Annotated in this window: 12 protein-coding genes; 5 read left to right on the top strand and 7 right to left on the bottom strand. The window is 59.4% G+C overall.

Annotation, left to right across the window (positions count from 1 at the left end):
- Positions 1-54: 54 nt before the first annotated feature.
- Positions 55-4839: an NAD-glutamate dehydrogenase gene (locus JJQ76_RS16320; protein WP_210398027.1), complete on the bottom strand. Its 4785-nt coding sequence runs from the start codon at positions 4837-4839 to the stop codon at positions 55-57.
- Positions 4840-5144: 305 nt separating this feature from the next.
- On the opposite strand from JJQ76_RS16320, the gene JJQ76_RS16315 reads away from it, so the two are divergent.
- Positions 5145-6179 carry a GlxA family transcriptional regulator gene (locus JJQ76_RS16315; protein WP_210398026.1) on the top strand — a complete coding sequence of 345 codons (1035 nt, stop codon included), beginning with the start codon at positions 5145-5147 and terminating at the stop codon, positions 6177-6179.
- A 224-nt stretch (positions 6180-6403) separates the two neighbouring features.
- Positions 6404-6871: a hypothetical protein gene (locus tag JJQ76_RS16310; RefSeq protein WP_210398025.1), complete on the top strand. Its 468-nt coding sequence runs from the start codon at positions 6404-6406 to the stop codon at positions 6869-6871.
- Positions 6872-6915: 44 nt separating this feature from the next.
- Here JJQ76_RS16310 and hemL read toward each other — a convergent pair whose 3' ends face one another.
- From hemL to JJQ76_RS16295, 3 genes are read right to left on the bottom strand one after another with little or no spacing between them, the layout of a single operon-like run.
- A complete protein-coding gene (gene hemL / locus JJQ76_RS16305) occupies positions 6916-8196 on the bottom strand; it encodes a glutamate-1-semialdehyde 2,1-aminomutase (protein ID WP_210398024.1) in 1281 nt (426 codons plus the stop codon).
- 9 nt (positions 8197-8205) lie between these two features.
- Positions 8206-8859: a thiamine phosphate synthase gene (thiE, locus tag JJQ76_RS16300; protein WP_210398023.1), complete on the bottom strand. Its 654-nt coding sequence runs from the start codon at positions 8857-8859 to the stop codon at positions 8206-8208.
- On the bottom strand, positions 8856-10586 hold the full coding sequence (locus JJQ76_RS16295) for a chloride channel protein (RefSeq protein ID WP_210398022.1): 1731 nt from the start codon (positions 10584-10586) through the stop codon (positions 8856-8858). Before JJQ76_RS16295 ends, thiE begins: the two co-directional genes overlap by 4 nt.
- A 101-nt stretch (positions 10587-10687) precedes the next feature.
- Between JJQ76_RS16295 and argC the strand changes: the two genes are divergently transcribed.
- Together argC and erpA are read left to right on the top strand one after the other, a co-directional pair.
- Entirely contained in the window at positions 10688-11719 is a 1032-nt protein-coding gene (argC, locus tag JJQ76_RS16290; RefSeq protein WP_210398021.1) for an N-acetyl-gamma-glutamyl-phosphate reductase, read from the top strand.
- Positions 11720-11799: 80 nt separating this feature from the next.
- Positions 11800-12153 (top strand): iron-sulfur cluster insertion protein ErpA, encoded by a 354-nt coding sequence (gene erpA / locus JJQ76_RS16285; RefSeq protein ID WP_210398020.1) that lies wholly within the window; start codon positions 11800-11802, stop codon positions 12151-12153.
- 57 nt (positions 12154-12210) lie between these two features.
- Here the strand turns inward: erpA and JJQ76_RS16280 are convergent, their stop codons facing one another.
- The 3 genes from JJQ76_RS16280 to JJQ76_RS16270 are packed head-to-tail and all read right to left on the bottom strand — an operon-like array spanning position 12211 to position 15600.
- A complete protein-coding gene (locus JJQ76_RS16280; RefSeq protein WP_246481055.1) occupies positions 12211-13035 on the bottom strand; it encodes a DNA ligase in 825 nt (274 codons plus the stop codon).
- A 47-nt stretch (positions 13036-13082) separates the two neighbouring features.
- Entirely contained in the window at positions 13083-14213 is a 1131-nt protein-coding gene (locus JJQ76_RS16275; RefSeq protein WP_343232550.1) for an anhydro-N-acetylmuramic acid kinase, read from the bottom strand.
- Position 14214: 1 nt separating this feature from the next.
- Positions 14215-15600 (bottom strand): OapA family protein, encoded by a 1386-nt coding sequence (locus tag JJQ76_RS16270; RefSeq protein WP_210398019.1) that lies wholly within the window; start codon positions 15598-15600, stop codon positions 14215-14217.
- 145 nt (positions 15601-15745) lie between these two features.
- Between JJQ76_RS16270 and tyrS the strand changes: the two genes are divergently transcribed.
- A complete protein-coding gene (gene tyrS / locus JJQ76_RS16265) occupies positions 15746-17044 on the top strand; it encodes a tyrosine--tRNA ligase (RefSeq protein WP_210398018.1) in 1299 nt (432 codons plus the stop codon).
- Positions 17045-17505 lie beyond the last annotated feature (461 nt).

The following is a 17505-nucleotide window of genomic DNA, read 5'->3' as shown; positions in this document are numbered from 1 at the left end:
TCTAGGGCGCCGCTGGGGGCGCTATTGTCGTCATATCGGGTTGGATGCCGAGCTCTAGTTCAGCTGCCCCAGCTCGCGCACGGCGACGGACAGCATGGCCAGGTTAGGTGCATCCTGGGTGGCGATTTCGTTACAGATTGCCTGGAAGTGGGACAGCGGTTGCAGGTGTTCCATCTGCCACAAGGTCAGGCGCTGGTCGATCGCCAGTCCCGCATCGGTACTGGTCAGCAGCCGCTCGCTGGCGCGCACCAGCGCGCGATCCAGTTCGTCGGCGAGGGAGGCGCGGGCCTTGCGTGACCAGAGGTCGTTACCGGGAAGCGCGGTAATCTGGTCGCGCAACGGCTCCAGACCGAGGGTGGCTTCCATCGCCAGATAGCCGGCCGCCGCCAACGGGGTGTCGTGGTCGACCCAGCCGGCCAGGCGCACCATGTCGAGGGCATAGTACTGGCGTGGCAGGTCGCCCATGCGAGCCGCCAGCTCCACGGGCAGGCCGCAGTCGCGTAGACGTTCGCTGCTGGCTTCGGCGGCTGTATCGGCGGGAATAGCCGCCAGCGCAGTTTGCACGCCCGCGGCAAAGTTTTCCACCAGACTGCTGACCGACAGCGGGCGTGGCTGGGTGCGTAGCAGCCATAGCGCGGCACGTTCCAGCAGTTGTTGAATGTCGATCAGCAGGCCACCAAACAGCTCGTCACCGAGCGCCGCTTCGTGGGCTTCCAGCGCCTGCCACAACGGGCTGATGGCAAAGATGTCCCGGGCGGCAAAGAACGCGCGCACAGCGTCCAGTGCGGTACAGCGGGTTTCATCTTGCAGATAGGTAACAAAGGTCGAGCCCATGCGGTTGACCACCAGGTTGGTGACATGGGTGGCGATCAGTTCCTGGCGCAGCGGGTGCAGGCGCAGTTGCTCGGGGTAGCGCTTGCGGATCTCGGCCGGGAAGTAGGCGCTGAGTTCGTTGGCCAGGTCCTCGTCACTGCCGATTCCCTCCTCAACCAGCAGGTCGAAGTTGCGCAGTTTGCTGTAGGCCAGCAGTACCGCGATTTCCGGACGGCTCAAACCGCCGTTGGAGCGCACCAGTTCCTCCAGTTGCTCGTCGCTGGGCAAGAACTCCAGTTTGCGCTTGAGGCGGCCCTCCTTTTCCAGCAACTGAATCAGCTGGCGATGGTCGTTGATCAGGTAGCCCGCCTGGCGGTTGCAGAGGCTGAGCACCTGACTTTGCTGATAGTTGTGGCGCAGCACCAGCGCGGCCACGTCGTCGGTCATGCTGGCCAGCAATTTGTTGCGCTGCTTGGCGGTCAGATCCTGAGCACGAACCTCCTGGTCCAGCAGGATCTTGATGTTGACCTCGTGATCGGAGGAGTCGACGCCGCCGGAGTTGTCGATGGCGTCGGTGTTGATCAGGCCGCCGTTCTGGGCAAATTCGATCCGTCCTCGCTGGGTACAGCCGAGGTTGCCCCCCTCGCCGACGATGTGCGCGCGCAGCTCGTTGCCGTTGATACGGATGGCGTCGTTGGCGCGGTCGCCGACCTGGTCGTGGGACTCACTGCTGGCCTTGACGTACGTGCCGATACCGCCGTTCCAGAACAGATCCACCGGTGCTTTCAGAATCGCTTGCATCAGTTCGCTCGGTGCCAGGCGGCTGGCGCTGATCCCCAGCGCTTCACGCGCTTCATTGCTGAGAGTGATCGACTTGGCGCTGCGCGGGAAGATGCCGCCGCCTTTGGAAATCAGCTTGCGGTTGTAATCGTCCCAGGTGGAGCGCGGCAGTTCGAACAGGCGCTTGCGCTCGGCAAAGCTGGTGGCCGGGTCCGGGGAGGGGTCGATAAAGATATGCATGTGGTTGAATGCCGCCACCAGGCAGGTCTGGTCCGACAGCAACATGCCGTTGCCGAACACGTCGCCGCTCATGTCGCCGATCCCCACGGCGGTGAAGGGCTCGCGCTGACAGTCGATGCCGCGTTCATGGAACAGTCGCTTGACCGATTCCCAGGCGCCGCGGGCGGTGATCCCCATCTTCTTATGGTCGTAGCCGTTGGCACCACCGGAGGCAAAGGCGTCGCCCAGCCAGAACCCGTATTCAAGCGAGATGGCGTTGGCGATATCACTGAAGGTGGCGGTGCCCTTATCCGCGGCGACTACCAGATAGGGGTCGTCCTCGTCGTGGCGAACCACATCGGCCGGCGGGATGATGCGCTCGCCAGCACGGTTGTCGGTAATATCCAGCAGGCCGCGGATAAAGGTGGTGTAGCAGCGAATCACCTCGTTCATCACCTCGTCACGACTGCTGGGCAGTTGCTTGGGTACAAAACCACCTTTGGCGCCCACCGGCACGATGACCGCGTTCTTGACCAACTGCGCCTTGACCAGCCCCAGCACTTCGGTGCGGAAATCCTCGCGCCGGTCGGACCAGCGCAGACCGCCGCGGGCTACCTTGCCGCCGCGCAGGTGCACCCCTTCAACCCAGGGCGCATAGACGAAGATCTCGAACTTGGGCCGCGGTTGCGGTGCGGCGGGAATATCATCGGTGGCCAGTTTGAAGGAGAGGTAACCCTTGAATCCGTGCTCGCCACGTTGATAAAAATTGGTCCGCAGCATCGCCTGAATGACGCTGAGGAAGTGGCGCAGGATGCGATCCTGGTCGAGGTTTTCCACCGCATCGAGAGCTTCTTCCAGGCCGCTGATCAACTCGGCACCGCGGGCATCACGGTCCTTGCGGAAGTCTGGGTCAAAGCGTGCCTCGAACAGCTGCACCAGCTTGCGGCAGATGTGCGGGTTACTCGCCAGGGTCTGCTCCATGTAGCTCTGACTGAAAGGGAGGCCGAGCTGCAACAGGTATTTGCACAGGGCTCGCAGAATCACCACCTGCCGATAACTGAGCCCGGCAGCGATCACCAAGGCGTTGAAGCCGTCGTTCTCCAGCTCGCCCTGATAGGTGCGGGTGAAGGTCTCCTGAAACTGGCGCTTGAGGTGGCTGTCTTCGGGATCGAAGCTGCCGGCGACGGAGAGACGGAAATCGAGCATCCAGTAAGGGCTACCCTCGCTGTCGCGCAATTCGTAGGGGCGGGCGTTGAGAACACGAACGCCCATCTGCTCCAGAATCGGCAATACATCGGACAGCGCCAGGCTTTCGCCACCGCCGAGGACCTTGAAGTGCAGGCTATCGTAGCTCTCCAGCGGACGATAGATGTAGGTGGACAGCTGGCCGCTTTCCAGTCCGGCCAGCCGCTGCAGGTCGGTGACTGCGCGCCGCGGGCTGTAGTCGTCGCGATAGCCGGCGGGCAGTGATGGACCAAACTGGCGCAATAGACGGTTGGCATCGGCTTCGCCCAGCTTCTCCATCAGGGCAGCGTGCAGGCGGTCCTGCCAGGATGCCATCGCTTCGGACATCTCCGCTTCCAGGGCTTCCACTTCTACCTTGTGCTGGCTTGATTCCTCGCAGTGGATGGTGAACTGTACCTGCGCCAGGGCATGGTCGGTTAACAGCACGTTGAAGTCGCTGCTGGTGCCATCAAAGGCATCAAGCAGAATCTGCTGCATCTTCAGCCGCAGTGCGGTGTCGTAGTGGTCGCGCGGCACCAGAATCAGGGCGTTGATAAACCGGCCGTAATTGTCGGGGCGCATGAAGATCCGCAGCTGGCGCCGCTCCTCGCAGTCGAGCATGCCGAACAGGGTGGCTTCGAGCTGCTCGTAACTGGCTTGCAGCATCTCGTCACGGGGGAACGTATGAATCAGGTGCCGCAGGGTCTTGCCGCTGTGGCTGTTGGGGTGGAGTCCCGAACGCTGCTGCAGGCGTTTGATCTTGCGCCGCAGCAGAGGAATGTCGGTAACCGGCACGGTATAGGCGCTGGAGGCGTACAAACCGAAGAAACGCCACTCGCCGATCACCTCACCTGCGGCGCTGATTTCACGGACGCCGACAAAATCCAGGTAGGAGGGGCGCTGAATGGTCGAGCGGGTAGTCGATTTGGTCAGGATCAGCAGCTCAGGGCTGCGTGCCAGTTCGCTGAGCCGGGGGCTGAGGGCGATACGTTCCATGTCCGCGCTGATGTTACGGAAAATTCCCATGCCGCTCTTCGGCTGGTACACCAGCTGGCAACTGCCATCGGGCTGATCTTCATGGCGATAGTGGCGGTAACCGAGAAACACGAAGTGGTCATCCTGCAGCCAGCGCAGAAACGCGATTGCTTCCTCGGTGTCGTCACTGTCCGCGGTTTTAGCCTGATTGACGGACCAGTCGATTACCGTCTGTAACTGATCCTGCATCAGGCTCCAGTCGCTGACAGCCGCGTCCACTTCGTCGAGCACCTGCTCAACCCGCTTGCGCGTCTCCAGCAGGGCCTCGTCACCGGACTGATGGTCGATTTCAAACCGCATCAGCGCTTCGTTGGTGGCTTTGGCGGCTGAGGAGCCTTTGGCAAGAACCTGCTTGAGCTTGCCGTTGCCGTCCCGCAACACGTTCAGTACCGGGTGGGTGACCCGGTGCACCTGCTGGCCTGCTGCAACCAGCGCCATGGATATGCTTGAGACCAGAAACGGGCGGTCGCTGACCAGCACTTCCACCACGGTGTGGGTACTGTGCCAGCGATGGTCCTCCGGATTGGGGTTGTAGACCTTGATCTTGGCCTTGCCGCCACGCCGGTTCTGGGCCAGATCCAGCAGACAGAGTACCGAGCCATATAGATCTTCGGCTGACTGACTGAGCAGTTCGCGATTGCTGGCCCGGGCATAGAACTGGCTGGCCAGTTGCTGTGCCAGCTCGATCCGTTCGGTGGGCAGGCGTTCACTGAGCAGACTATTAAGTTCGCTCAGGGCTGAGGGCTTGTGTCCGACCTTTTTATTCATGAGTGTTTGTTATGCTTCTTGTGTCGAGTTAAAGGAACTGCCGAGCGTCGTTTTTGCATTATGGGGAAAAGCGCTACGGCGCGACAGGGGGCCTTTTTATACCAAGCGACCTCGATTTTAGGCGAGCTGACATGGCGCTGCCTGAAGTCTAGCACCCGGCTGGGAAGCCATTATGCTGGCGCTCGGGAATTATTCGATGGGGCCTCGCCGGCGGCGCGGTGTTTAATATATTCTCGTATCTGTTAAAAATATAACAACAACGGGTGTCGCCAGACGCCGCCCTTTATCACCACTGCGAGGCCTTAATGATCGGGCGAACGGAGACACTGCTGCAGGCTCGCCAGTCGCCGCTGCGATTCGGTTTTTTACTGCTGCCCGGTTACTCCCTGATTGCGTTTTCTTCCGCTATCGAGCCGTTGCGGATGGCCAACTGGGTGTCGGGCAGAGAGCTATACGAAACCGTTACGTTGAGCCACGAGGGGGAAGCGGTCCTTAGTAGCGCTGGTGTGGTCACACAGGTTGATGCAGGGTTGGACAGGTCGGTACGGCTGGATGCGCTGTTTGTCTGTGGCGCCAGTCCGGTGGCCAAGACCGGCAATGAGCCGGTGGTGACATGGTTGCGTCAACAGGGGGCTGCGCAGTCGGCCTTGGGCGGGGTGGGAACCGGCTCCTATCTTCTTGCCTGTGCCGGATTGTTACGCGGGCGGCGGGCGACGATCCACTGGTGGGATCTTGATAACCTGCGCGAGGAGTTTCCGGATACCCGCGTTACCAATAACCTGTTTGAGATTGACGGTAATCGCTATACCTGCAGCGGTGGCAGTGCATCGATGGATATGATGCTGTTCCTGATCGGTCAGCAGCACGGCTTGGCGCTGGCCGCAGCCATTTCCGAGCAGTTTGTATGTGAGCGGATTCGCACCAGTGAAGACCCGCAGCGGGTGCCGTTGAAAGCCCGCGTCGGTGTCAGTCAGCCCAAACTGATCGAGGCGGTAACGCTGATGGAGGCCAATATCGAAGAGCCGCTGACCACCGACGATCTGGCATTTCATGTGGGAGTTTCACGTCGCCACCTGGAGCGGTTGTTTAAGAAGCATCTGGATACTGTGCCGTCGCGCTATTATCTGGAGCTGCGGATGGAAAAGGCGCGACAGATGCTACAGCAAAGTGATAAGCCGATCCTGCAGGTAGCCCTTGCGTGCGGCTTCACCAGCGCCTCTCACTTCAGTACCGCTTACCGCAGCCAGTTTGGGGTGACTCCGCGCGAGGATCGCAAACGCGCCGGTCAGGCCGCCGTCGCGAATCCGGTGATGGGTTTTTCGTCACCGCTACGTCGGTAATGATCCGGCGCCGGGTGTCCGCTGTGTTTGAACCTTTCGAGCCACAACGCACAATATCCTGCGGTGGCAGGGAAGGCGACACCGTGCTTGTCCCACACTGCCTGCTGTCCCGGTAGATCGAGCTAACCCGCTGTCAGTCGTGGGTAAATAGGCATTTGCCTTATGGGGGAGGTGGCGAGCGGGTGGTAAAGTTAAGGGGTTACTGATGTTAGGGATTACTATCGATGACGCCACGCCCTCTACCATGGATGAAGCCGGGCGACCTCATCCTTTTCGATCTGGAAAGCCTGCCATGGCCTGCATATCTGCGTCTGGTAGAGCGGTTTTTCGAGGTGCGGGAGCGCCGGCTGGTGTGTTTGCGCCAGCAGGAAAACCGGGTCGAATACCAGGTGTTTAACCCTGACGGCACCCTGGATGCGGTGCTGATCTGTCGCCAGAGCCGGCGCTCAATCGATGAGTCGGAGTTGTGGCGGTTGAACCAGTTGATGCAGATCCATTCCGTTCGGCGTGGCTTGCTGTTTTCGCCCGGCGCGTTTGATTCCGGTGTGTACCTGCGGGCCAGCGACGTCAACGTCGAGCTCTACAGTGGTAACAAGCTGCGGGTGCGGGTGGAAAGCCTGCGTGGCGATCAGCGTCGGCAGGTGATGGATGCGATCACTGCCAAGCCTCGGCCGATACAGCAGTCGAGCTAGAACAACCGGCCGTTGATGGCCGGTTGTTTTTTCGGGTGCACGTCCTACAGCGTTGCAAACACCTTCTCGGCGGCATCCAGTGTGAACTGAATATCGGCGTCGGTGTGCGCTGCTGACATGAAGGCCGCTTCATAGCTGGCAGGAGCCAGATAAACGCCCTGCTCCAGCATGCCATGGAAGAACTTGTTGAACCGCTCGCCGTTGCACGCCATCACCTGGGCGTAGTTGGTGACCTTGGGTTCCTCGGTGAAGAAAGCGCCGAACATGGTGCCCACATGGTTGGTGGTGAAGGGGATGCCGGCGGCATCGGCCCGCTGCTGGAGACCTTCTACCAGCTGGGTTGTGCGGTCAAACAGGGGCTGGTAGAAATCGGGCTGGGTAATAGCGGCGAGCTGCGCCAGGCCGGCGGCCATGGCGACCGGATTACCGGACAGCGTGCCAGCCTGATAGACCGGCCCCAGCGGTGCAATCTTCTCCATCACCTCTCGGCGCCCGCCGAAGGCTCCAACGGGCATTCCCCCGCCAATTACCTTGCCTAGAGTGGTTATATCCGCTTTGACACCGTAGTAGCCCTGGGCCCCTTGTGGGCCAAGCCGGAAGCCGGTCATTACTTCGTCGATAATCAGCAGTGCGCCATGCTGGTCGCACACCTCGCGCAAGGTTTCGAGGAAGCCGGGTACGGGCGGAATGCAGTTCATGTTGCCCGCTACCGGCTCGACGATGATGCAAGCCACCTGTTCGCCAACTTCGGCGAAGGTCTGCTTAACCCCCTCGATGTCGTTGTAGGTCAGGGTCAGGGTGTGTTCGGCCAGCCCTTTGGGCACGCCCGGTGAGCTGGGAACTCCTAGCGTCAGCGCACCTGAACCGGCTTTCACCAACAGTGAATCGGAATGGCCGTGGTAGCAGCCTTCAAACTTTACGATCTTGTCGCGGCCGGTATAACCGCGAGCCAGGCGGATGGCACTCATGGTGGCTTCGGTTCCGGAGCTGACCATGCGCACCAGCTCAATGTGTGGCAGCAGTTCACAGATGCGGTTGGCCAGTTCGGTTTCGATCTCGGTTGGCGCGCCAAAACTAAGACCTTTCTGCATCTTCTCCATCACCGCGTTGGTGATGCTCGGGTGGGCATGGCCCAGTAACATCGGCCCCCAGGAAAGGACGTAATCTACGTAGCGCTTGCCGTCTGCATCGTACAGATAGGCGCCTTCGGCACGATCGATAAACAGCGGTGTTCCGCCTACGGCTTTGAAGGCGCGGACCGGCGAGTTCACACCGCCTGGAATGACGTTTTTGGCTTGTTCGAACAGGGTTTCAGATCGTGACATGACTCGTTCCTAGGGTTGTACGTGTTGGCGTGCGCGCGAGGCAAACAGCCGCTGGTAGACGCGGGCGCGATTCTCCGTGTCGTCGGTGGCAAACAGATCACCGACAACGGCGACCATGTGCGCACCGTGATTAATGACAAGCTGGGCATTATCGCTAGTTATGCCGCCAATCGCCACTATCGGCAAGGGCAGCTCGTTGCGTGCCTGACGCAACAGCGCCAGAGGGGCGGGCGTTGCCTTTGGCTTGGTTGTCGAAGGAAAGAATGCGCCAAAGGCCACATAGTCGGCTCCCTCCAGACTTGCCTGTTGTGCCAGCGCGAGTTGGTCATGGCAGGTTACCCCGATGATGGCGCGGACTCCCAGCAGGGCGCGTGCTGCGGCGACCGAACCATCGCCCTGGCCCAGATGAACCCCTGCGGCACCGGAAGCGGCTGCGAGTTCGGCGTCGTCGTTGATCAGTAACGGGCGTTGATAGCGCTCGCAAAGTTCTGCAAGCCGGCGCGCCTGCTCCCGTCGCTTGTCGTGATCGCGGGATTTGTCGCGGTACTGCACCACCGTTGCACCGCCGCGCAGGGCGGCTTCGACCCGCCTCAGCAGGGTGGGGGTGTCGGTCAGCAGAGTGCTGTCGGTAATGGCATAGAGGCCGGTTAGTACTCGATTCATAGATGCCCCGAGCGGCGAAACTGCTGCTCAATATCGTCGCGGAACAACAGCCCACGGGGCGCGCCCTCGAAGCTCATTACGCAGAGCCCGTCGACATTGTGTTCATTCATGCGATTGAGGGCGTCCTTGAGAGTTGCCTGAATCTCGATGGTAGCCAGATCCCGGCGCAATGCCGGCAGCTCCAGCAGGTCCAGCGGAGTATCCTTCGGGATCTCGTCACCACCTGTTTGCAGCAGGTACAGTGCCAGATCTGCTCTTGCCAGTGCTACGTGCGCATGTTCGCCGCTAATCAGAATCCAGTCCCCCGGGGTGGCGGCCAGCTGCTCGGCGCCCGCATGGGTGGTCAACCGCTCTGGTGCGTTAATATGGCCACGCATCAGCGAAATTACCGAGGTTTTATCAAGAAAGTGGTCGAGCGGTGCGCGCCGCCAATCCAGGCCGCGAAGCCCCAGCAACGCCTGAAAAACCGATCCCTGCGGGGTAAAAAAGCGGTAAATGAGGGTTGAGGTGATGATCGCCAGCATACCCGGAAACAGAATATTGGGGTTCAGGGTCAGCTCCAGTAGTGCCAGCAATGCGGCCAGCGGGGCCTGCAGCGTGGCGGCCATCATCGCGCCCATGCCGAGCAGTGCATAAAGGGTAACTTCCGATACCGGCTGGTTTGCCGCGGCGATCCCCAACAGACCGATGCCACCGCCTGCAGCCGCACCGATAAGCAGGCTGGGGCCGATCAGCCCTATGGGGGCGCCAACCCCCACGCTGAACGCGGTTACCGCCAGCTTGGCCAATGCCAACAGTAGCAGCAGTTCGAACGTGCTGTTACCGGTGAGGATCTCAGTCAGGGTGTCGTAGCCGATGCCCATTACCTGTGGCATCCATTGCGCTACCAAGCCAACGGCCAGGCCCGCCAGTGGCAGACGCAGCCAGATCGGGTAGTCGTTCAGGCGATGACTAAAGGTGGCTATGCGGGTAAACACCACCGCCATCAGGCCGATGATAACGCCCAGCAGTAGAATGAACGGGACTTCGCTCAAGGTGTAGAGGTCAAGCGGTGGCAGCAGAACGTGTACTTCGTCGCCATGTAATAGCTGGAAAGCGAGTGCCGCGGTGACCGCCGCAACCAGCACCGGAATAAATCCAGCAACGGTGTACTCCATCATCACCACCTCCATGGCGAAGATGATGCCGGCGATGGGGGTGTTAAATGAGGCTGCGATGGCCGCTGCGGTGCCGCAGCCCACCAGGGTTCGCAGGCTGTTGTTGGGTAGCTTCAGTCGTTGCCCCAACAGACTGGATACCCCGGCACCCAAGTGCACGGCGGGGCCCTCGCGGCCTCCGGAGTGTCCGCTGCCGAGCATCAGCACACCGGCAATGAACTGGGTAAGCAGGTTGCCGAGCGGCATCCGTCCCTGGTGGTAGCTCAGGCGCTCAAGCACGTGGGTAATGCCGACACCACTGCTCGCGGGCCAGCGCCATAGCACCAGTCCCACTATTAGTCCCCCGCCGATCGGAAGGGCGAAGCGCATGGCTGGCGAGAGTTGTTCGAAGCTTTCAGCGCCGTCCGGCAGCCCGGCTTCCAGCGGCAGGGTGATGGCATAGCGGAAGGCGAGTATCACAGCGGCGGTCAACAAACCGGACAGAAAACCCAACAGAGCCCACTGGGGCAGGGCCTCCACTTCGCTCAACCGCAGGCGGAAATGGTTGAGGCTGAGGGAGTCCATGCGCATGACTGGATTGTTTCCTTTGGGGTTGTTGGTAGCGAGATACTTTAGGTTTGGGTCACGGGCCCTTATTATAAGCACTTTTCCACAATGGGTTAGAGGTTGTCGTGATCAAAGTCGGAATCGTAGGTGGAACCGGTTATACCGGTGTCGAACTGTTGCGCTTGCTGGCGCGCCATCCAGATGTTGAGTTGACGGCCATTACCTCGCGTTCGGAAGAGGGTGTGCATGTCGCTGATATGTACCCCAATTTGCGCGGCCTGGTGGATGCCACCTTCAGCCAGCCTGACGTGGACCGGTTGGCTGCCTGCGATCTGGTGTTTTACGCCACCCCGAACGGGGTTGCCATGAAGCAAGCGCCGGAGCTGCTGGCGCGTGGTGTACGCGTCATCGATCTGGCTGCTGATTTTCGTATCAAGGATGTGGCTACCTGGTCGCAGTGGTACGGGATGGAACATGCCTGCCCGGAGCTCGTTGCAGAAGCGGTGTACGGCCTGCCGGAAGTGAGTCGTGAGCAGATTCGCGCCGCACGTCTGGTTGCCAATCCCGGTTGTTATCCGACCGCGGCCCTGCTCGGTTACCTGCCGCTGATGGAGAACGGGCTGATCAACCGCCGCCGCTTGATTGCCGACTGTAAGTCGGGAGTTAGCGGTGCTGGCCGCGGTGCCAACGTAGGTACTCTGTTGTGCGAGGCGAGCGAAAGCTTTAAATCATATGGTGTGGCGGGGCATCGCCATCTGCCGGAGATAAAACAGGGGTTGGCTGAGGCCGCCGGATTCCCGGTGGGGCTGACCTTTATTCCGCACTTGCTACCGATGATTCGCGGTATCCATGCCACCTTGTACGGGGTGCTCAAAGATCCGCACGGCGACCTGCAGGCGCTGTACGAAGAGCGCTACCGTGATGAGCCTTTCGTCGATGTGATGCCTGCGGGCAGCATGCCGGAGACTCGCAGTGTCAAAGGGGCCAACTATTGTCGTATCGCGGTGCATCGGCCTCAGGATGACGACACGGTGGTGGTGCTTTCGGTGATCGACAACCTGGTCAAGGGCGCGGCGGGCCAAGCGGTGCAGAACATGAACATCATGTTCGGACTCAAGGAAACGGCGGGATTGGATGTTGTCGCCTTGATGCCCTAGGCCGGCGGCGATAATACTTGACTAAAAAGATCGGTTAAGCAGATAATGGCGCCCATGCACGAGCGTCACGCGGAGGTTTCATGAGCGCGGTTCAGGAATATGACGACAGTCCCTTGGTGTTTACTCAGGCGGCTGCCGCCAAGGTCAAGCGACTGATCGAAGAAGAGGATAACGACAGCCTTAAGTTGCGGGTGTTTGTCACCGGGGGAGGTTGCTCCGGGTTTTCCTATGGCTTTACCTTTGATGAGGAAGCTGCTGAAGATGATACTGCGGTCGAAAAGGACGGGGTGACCCTGCTGGTAGATCCCATGAGTTTCCAGTATCTTGCTGGCGCAGAGGTTGATTACAAGGAGGGCCTTCAGGGCTCGCAGTTTGTGATCAAAAACCCCAACGCTACAACCACCTGCGGCTGTGGGTCCTCGTTCTCGGTCTGAGTCCGCGCCACTTGCTAATCAAAACGCCCCGCATTTGCGGGGCGTTTTGATTAGGCCTCACGGGTGTTGCCTGACTCGCAGGAAACTGGCAAAACGCGGTAAGCCATTGGCTGTGATGCCGTAGTACTTGTATGTCACCTCCGTACCCAACGGGGGAGGGTGGCGGCGTTGTTGATCAGTGAAGCCGCTGCCTAGCCGGAACTGGCGCCCCTGTTGATCTTCCACCAACAGCGCTCCGAGCCTACCCTGATGCTTGCCTTTGCCCGGCAGGTGGGCGATGACGACCGCTTCGGCGTCGGCGTGAAGTTTCAGCTTGATAAGATCGTCACTGCGCCGAGCATGGTACCTGCTGTCGCCCCGATGCAGCATCAGCCCCTCGCCACCCTCATCCGTTACTTGCTCTAGCCGGGAGAACAGTTGTTCGCGGTTGGTCGCGCGCTTCTGTCTTACCAGTTGTAAATGCGGCAGTTGGTGGCGGCCAACCAACTGCTCAAGACTACCGAGACGCTGGCTGAACGGACGGGGGTCGTGGGGGAGGTCAAAAACCCAGTAGCTGATATGCCGCCAGGCCTCGTCATTGCCAACACTATTGATTGCCGAGAGCACGCGTTCGAATTGTTGGCGCCCGGCCCACAGTTCGCCGTCCAGTGCGGTACCCGGAAAGCCGGCGATAAACCAGTCCGGTGCGGCCAGTCGATTGCCGCTGCGGCTGAGAAGCTGGGTGCCGTCCCAGTATGCGCGAACACCGTCCAGTTTTTCGCTGACCCAGTAGTCGGATACGTTAATGCCGTGGTGATAGCGATTAGCCAGCATCAGCTCGGGCGGCGCCGCGAGAGGCGTGCCACTCCAGAGTATCAGCCAAAAGGTGATCATCCTGATCATCGTCGCCTCCTTGCGGTTATGGTCAGCAAGGAGCTTAGTTTAATTGATCAGTGATTCAACCCGGCGGGTGAGAGGGTGCCCAGAATGCGTGGTCCGGAGGCCCCGGTGACTGCGGGTAAATTACCTGGCTGGCGATCGACGAAACGCTTGGCCAGCCAAGCGAAGGCGATCGCTTCCACCCAGTCCGGGTGCAAGCCGAGACGCTCAGTGGAGGCGATGCGAAGCTGCGGTAGGTGATGGCTCAAACGCTTTACGAGAGCGAGGTTGTGGGCGCCGCCGCCACAGAGGTACAGCTCCTTGATGGGCAGGGGGTGGCGGCGGAGCTCTGCAGCGACGGAAGTGGCGGTCAGCTCCAGCAGGGTGGCCTGCACATCCTGTGGCTCGGGAATCGTCTCGAGCTGATCCAGATGGTGATCAACCCAGCCGATGTGGAACAGCTCGCGACCGGTGCTCTTGGGCGCGGGCTCGATAAAGTAGCCTTCGCTGAGCAGGCGTTGCAGCAACTCAGGAACAATACGGCCTCGTTCTGCCCAGCTGCCGTTGCGGTCGAACGGTTGGTTGAGATGGCGCTGACTCCAGGCATCCATCAGCACGTTGGCCGGACCGGTATCAAAACCGCTGACTACATCAGTCGGCGCTTTGGGCAGCAGGGTGATATTGGCCACGCCACCCAGGTTGAGGATTGCCCTGTCTATGCTTGTCGAGCGAAAACATTGGGCGTGGAAAGCTGGCACCAGTGGCGCACCTTGTCCTCCCGCGGCGATGTCACGCCGGCGGAAATCGGCGACGACATCGATGCCGGACAGCTCGGCAAGGCAGTTGGGGTCGCCCAACTGGATGGTGAAAGCGGGATCCTGGCACGGCCGGTGGCGGATGGTCTGACCGTGGCTGCCGATAGCAGCAACGGCGGAGTGCGGGATGTCGGCCGCTGTCAGTAGCTGACGCACGAGATCGGCTTGCAGACGGGCAAAGGTGATATCGGTGCGGCCCAGCCGTTCGATCTCGTTATCGCCGGGTTGGGTCAGGGCCAGCAGTTCGGCACGCAGCTGCGCGGGAAGTTCTCGGCTGGTAGCATGAACAAGGCGGCAGCTGCTGTTGCTGAAGTCAACCAGTGCCGCATCGATACCGTCCAGACTGGTGCCGGACATCAGGCCGATATAGTGGTTTGTTGTTGGCACGTTACTCAGCTGACGCCAGTTGAGTGTTGCGTAGCGTATCCAGCTGCGCCAGCAGGGGTTGGGACTGCAGACGGAAGGAGGCCATCTCCTTCTTGGGTAGCGGTTTGGCCTGCGGCAGTGGAACCGTCAACGGATTACGATGGACGCCGCTAACGCGGAATTCATAATGCAGGTGCGGGCCCGTGGCGTAGCCAGTACTGCCCACGTAGCCGATGGTTTCACCCTGCTTGACCCGCTTGCCGCGCTTCATCCCGGGCTTGATTCGGCTCATGTGAGCATAAAGGGTGGTGTAGCGTTCGCCGTGTTGAAGGATTACGGTTTTGCCATAACCGCCTTTACGACCCGCGAGGATGACCTTGCCGTCGCCGGAAGCTTTGATTGGCGTGCCGGTGGGGGCTGCGTAGTCAACCCCGCGGTGAGGGCGGTTGGTTTTGAAGATCGGGTGCTTGCGGTTGGGGTTATAGCGCGAGCTGATGCGGGCAAAGTCCACCGGGGTGCGCAAAAAGGCCTTACGCATACTGTCACCGCTGGGGGTAAAGTAGTCCGCACGGTCGTTGCTGTCGGTAAAGCGAACAGCCTGGAAGGTCTTGCCCTGATTAGTGAATTCGGCCGCCACGATGTAGCCGTTGCCGATTTTCTTACCGTCCAGCCAGCGCTCTTCATAGATCACGCCAAAGCTGTCGCCTTGGCGGATATCGAGTGCAAAATCAACGTCCCAGCCGAAGATGCCAGCCAGCTCCATGATTTTCTTCTGGGTCAGGCCCGCTTTTTCTCCAGCCAGGAAAAGTGACTGATCGATGGAGCCACCACGATAGACATGGGTGATTTCGGGTTCGCGTACTACGTTTTCAAAGCGCCATTGCTCATCGGCGCGGGTAAACAGGGTGCTGGTCAGTGCCGAGGTGACGTGGCGTAGTTTTCGCAGATTTCCGTTGTCAATCAGGAACTCCAGCTGTTGTCCCGGCTTAAGGGAGTTGAGTGCTTTGCTGGGTTTGATGTCATTTAACAGCGGGTACATCTGGTTGGGACCGAGGCCCGCTTTTTGAAACAGAGTGGTCAGGTTGTCGCCAGAGCGGACGCTGATGCGCAGCCAGCTTTCTGATGCTTCTTCGGGATCTGTTGTGATGTCCTGAACGTTTTGGTTACTGCTGGTCTGGACTTCTGGCTTGACCGGATCAGTGACGTTGGCGAGTTGAGGCTCGGCGTTGAGTGTTGCGGTTGTGGGCGCGGGTGCCGGGGCCGAAAGTTCTATCTGAATGCGATTGGCGGCGACCTCTTTTGACGGCAGCAGGGAAACGAACCCCAGCAGCACAACGCACAGACTCATCACAATGAGATGAGTGCGCGGAACCTGCTTGATGTGGGAGACAATCTTCTGCTTGGTCATGATGCTTGGATACCGTTATTTGTGCGCATTATAAAAAAAATGCGCTTTGCTGCCTATGATGCAGGTCTTATTTGTTTACTCCGCATCCAGTCGTTAGAATACGGCGCTTTCCTTTAAACCCAGTTTTAGCGGGCGATACCGACCGATGACGGCAGTTAATCCACTACTTCAAGATCTTCAGCACCGCGGGCTGATTGCCCAGACCACCAATGAAGAGGAGCTGAACGAGCTGCTCAATAGTGGTGCTGTTACCCTCTATTGCGGTTTCGATCCGACAGCCGATAGTCTTCATCTCGGCCATTTGGTTCCGCTCTTGATGCTAAAGCGCTTCCAGGATGCTGGGCATCGGCCTATCGCTCTGGTCGGCGGGGCGACGGGGCTGATCGGCGATCCCAGCTTTAAAGATCAGGAGCGTCAGCTCAACTCCGCTGAGGTAGTGGCGCAATGGGGGGATTGCCTCAAGGCGCAGATTAGTCGGTTTATCGACTTCAGCGGCGACGAGGGCGCGGTGCTGGCCAACAACTATGATTGGACCGCCGGTGTTGATGTGTTGAGCTTTCTGCGTGATGTGGGTAAGCACTTTACGGTCAACAAGATGATCGCTAAGGAGTCGGTTAAGCAGCGGATCGACCGTGAAGGGGCGGGTATCTCCTTTACCGAATTTACCTACCAGATTTTGCAGTCCTACGATTACCAGCAGTTGAACAGCCGCTATGGTTGCACCTTGCAGATTGGTGGCAGCGACCAGTGGGGTAATATCACCGGCGGAATTGATCTGACTCGGCGTATGAACGGCGCCCATGTGCATGCCATCACGTTGCCGCTGATCACCAAGTCCGACGGTACCAAGTTTGGAAAAACCGAGGGCGGTGCGGTCTGGCTCGACCCCAAGAAAACCTCCCCCTACGCCTTTTATCAGTTCTGGTTGCAAACACCTGATGCGGATGTCTATCGGTTCTTGCGCTTCTTTACTTTCTTGCCGGTCGAGCAGATTGCAGCAATCGAGCGCGCAGACGCAGAGCGTGCCGGGCGGCCTGAAGGCCAGCGGGTGCTGGCGCAAGAGGTTACCAAGCTGGTTCATGGCGAAGCCGGACTCGAAGCTGCTGAGCGGATCACCCAGGCGTTGTTCAGCGGCGATACCTCGGCCCTGAGCGAGAATGATTACGAGCAATTGAGTCTCGATGGTTTGCCCTCGAGCATGTTGCTCGCTGAGGAGTTGGTTGAAAAGCCGCTTACCACGCTTTTTGCGGAGGCCGGGATGGCTAAAGCCGGGCGCGAAGTGAAAGATGCACTGCAGCGCAATGCTGTGGTGATCAATGGACGTAATGTCGGTCTGGATCAGAATATGGCAGCGGCAGAGCTGTTTGATTCCAATAATGCACTGTTCGACCGCTTTTTCCTGGTGAAGCTGGGGAAAAAGAAGCATCACCTGTTCATGATCTGAGTGCTCGGCTTGGTTGAGCCCACGAGGCGAGCTAAGGGCGCGTAGAGCGCCCTTTTTTCTGGTTGGGATTTATTTCATATTTTTTTATCAAGGCCGTTGACAGGGTTTGGCGAGGCTGTAGAATGCGCCCCCACGTTGCCGCTGACGAAGCGGGAGCGGCACAGGAAAACAGGTGATTTTGAAGTTAAAAATTATCGGTTTTCGCGGTTGACTCCGCATCGGGCAGCGCTATAATGTGCGCCCTGCTTGAGACGAAAGACACCTCGCTCAGGCACGCTCTTTAACAAATCGACCATGCAATTCGTGTGGGCGTTTGCCGGGATGAAGCAGTAAAGCATTATCAAGGTAAACGACTCGTGAATTCATTTAACTACAACGTTTACGTTTAGTTAGGTTTTTTACAGTAGTTACTTTGAGTCAGATTTGGCTGTTTTCGGACGGTCACAAAATTTGAACTGAAG

It is taken from the genome of Motiliproteus sediminis, from assembly GCF_017912535.1.
In the GTDB taxonomy this organism is placed as follows: Bacteria; Pseudomonadota; Gammaproteobacteria; order Pseudomonadales; family Balneatricaceae; genus Motiliproteus; species Motiliproteus sediminis.
The sequence above is the reverse complement of the archived record's forward strand: the minus strand, read 5'-3'. Positions and strand labels throughout refer to the sequence as shown.

Bases quoted from the DNA above. Each gene is read 5' to 3' on its own strand.
- erpA (WP_210398020.1), top strand. From the start codon at position 11,800: ATGAGCGCGGTTCAGGAATATGACGACAGTCCCTTGGTGTTTACTCAG.
- thiE (WP_210398023.1), bottom strand. From the start codon at position 8,859: ATGAATCGAGTACTAACCGGCCTCTATGCCATTACCGACAGCACTCTG.
- JJQ76_RS16270 (WP_210398019.1), bottom strand. From the start codon at position 15,600: ATGACCAAGCAGAAGATTGTCTCCCACATCAAGCAGGTTCCGCGCACT.
- JJQ76_RS16295 (WP_210398022.1), bottom strand. From the start codon at position 10,586: ATGCGCATGGACTCCCTCAGCCTCAACCATTTCCGCCTGCGGTTGAGC.
- JJQ76_RS16320 (WP_210398027.1), bottom strand. From the start codon at position 4,839: ATGAATAAAAAGGTCGGACACAAGCCCTCAGCCCTGAGCGAACTTAAT.
- JJQ76_RS16315 (WP_210398026.1), top strand. From the start codon at position 5,145: ATGATCGGGCGAACGGAGACACTGCTGCAGGCTCGCCAGTCGCCGCTG.
- JJQ76_RS16280 (WP_246481055.1), bottom strand. From the start codon at position 13,035: ATGATCAGGATGATCACCTTTTGGCTGATACTCTGGAGTGGCACGCCT.
- tyrS (WP_210398018.1), top strand. From the start codon at position 15,746: ATGACGGCAGTTAATCCACTACTTCAAGATCTTCAGCACCGCGGGCTG.
- hemL (WP_210398024.1), bottom strand. From the start codon at position 8,196: ATGTCACGATCTGAAACCCTGTTCGAACAAGCCAAAAACGTCATTCCA.
- JJQ76_RS16310 (WP_210398025.1), top strand. From the start codon at position 6,404: ATGACGCCACGCCCTCTACCATGGATGAAGCCGGGCGACCTCATCCTT.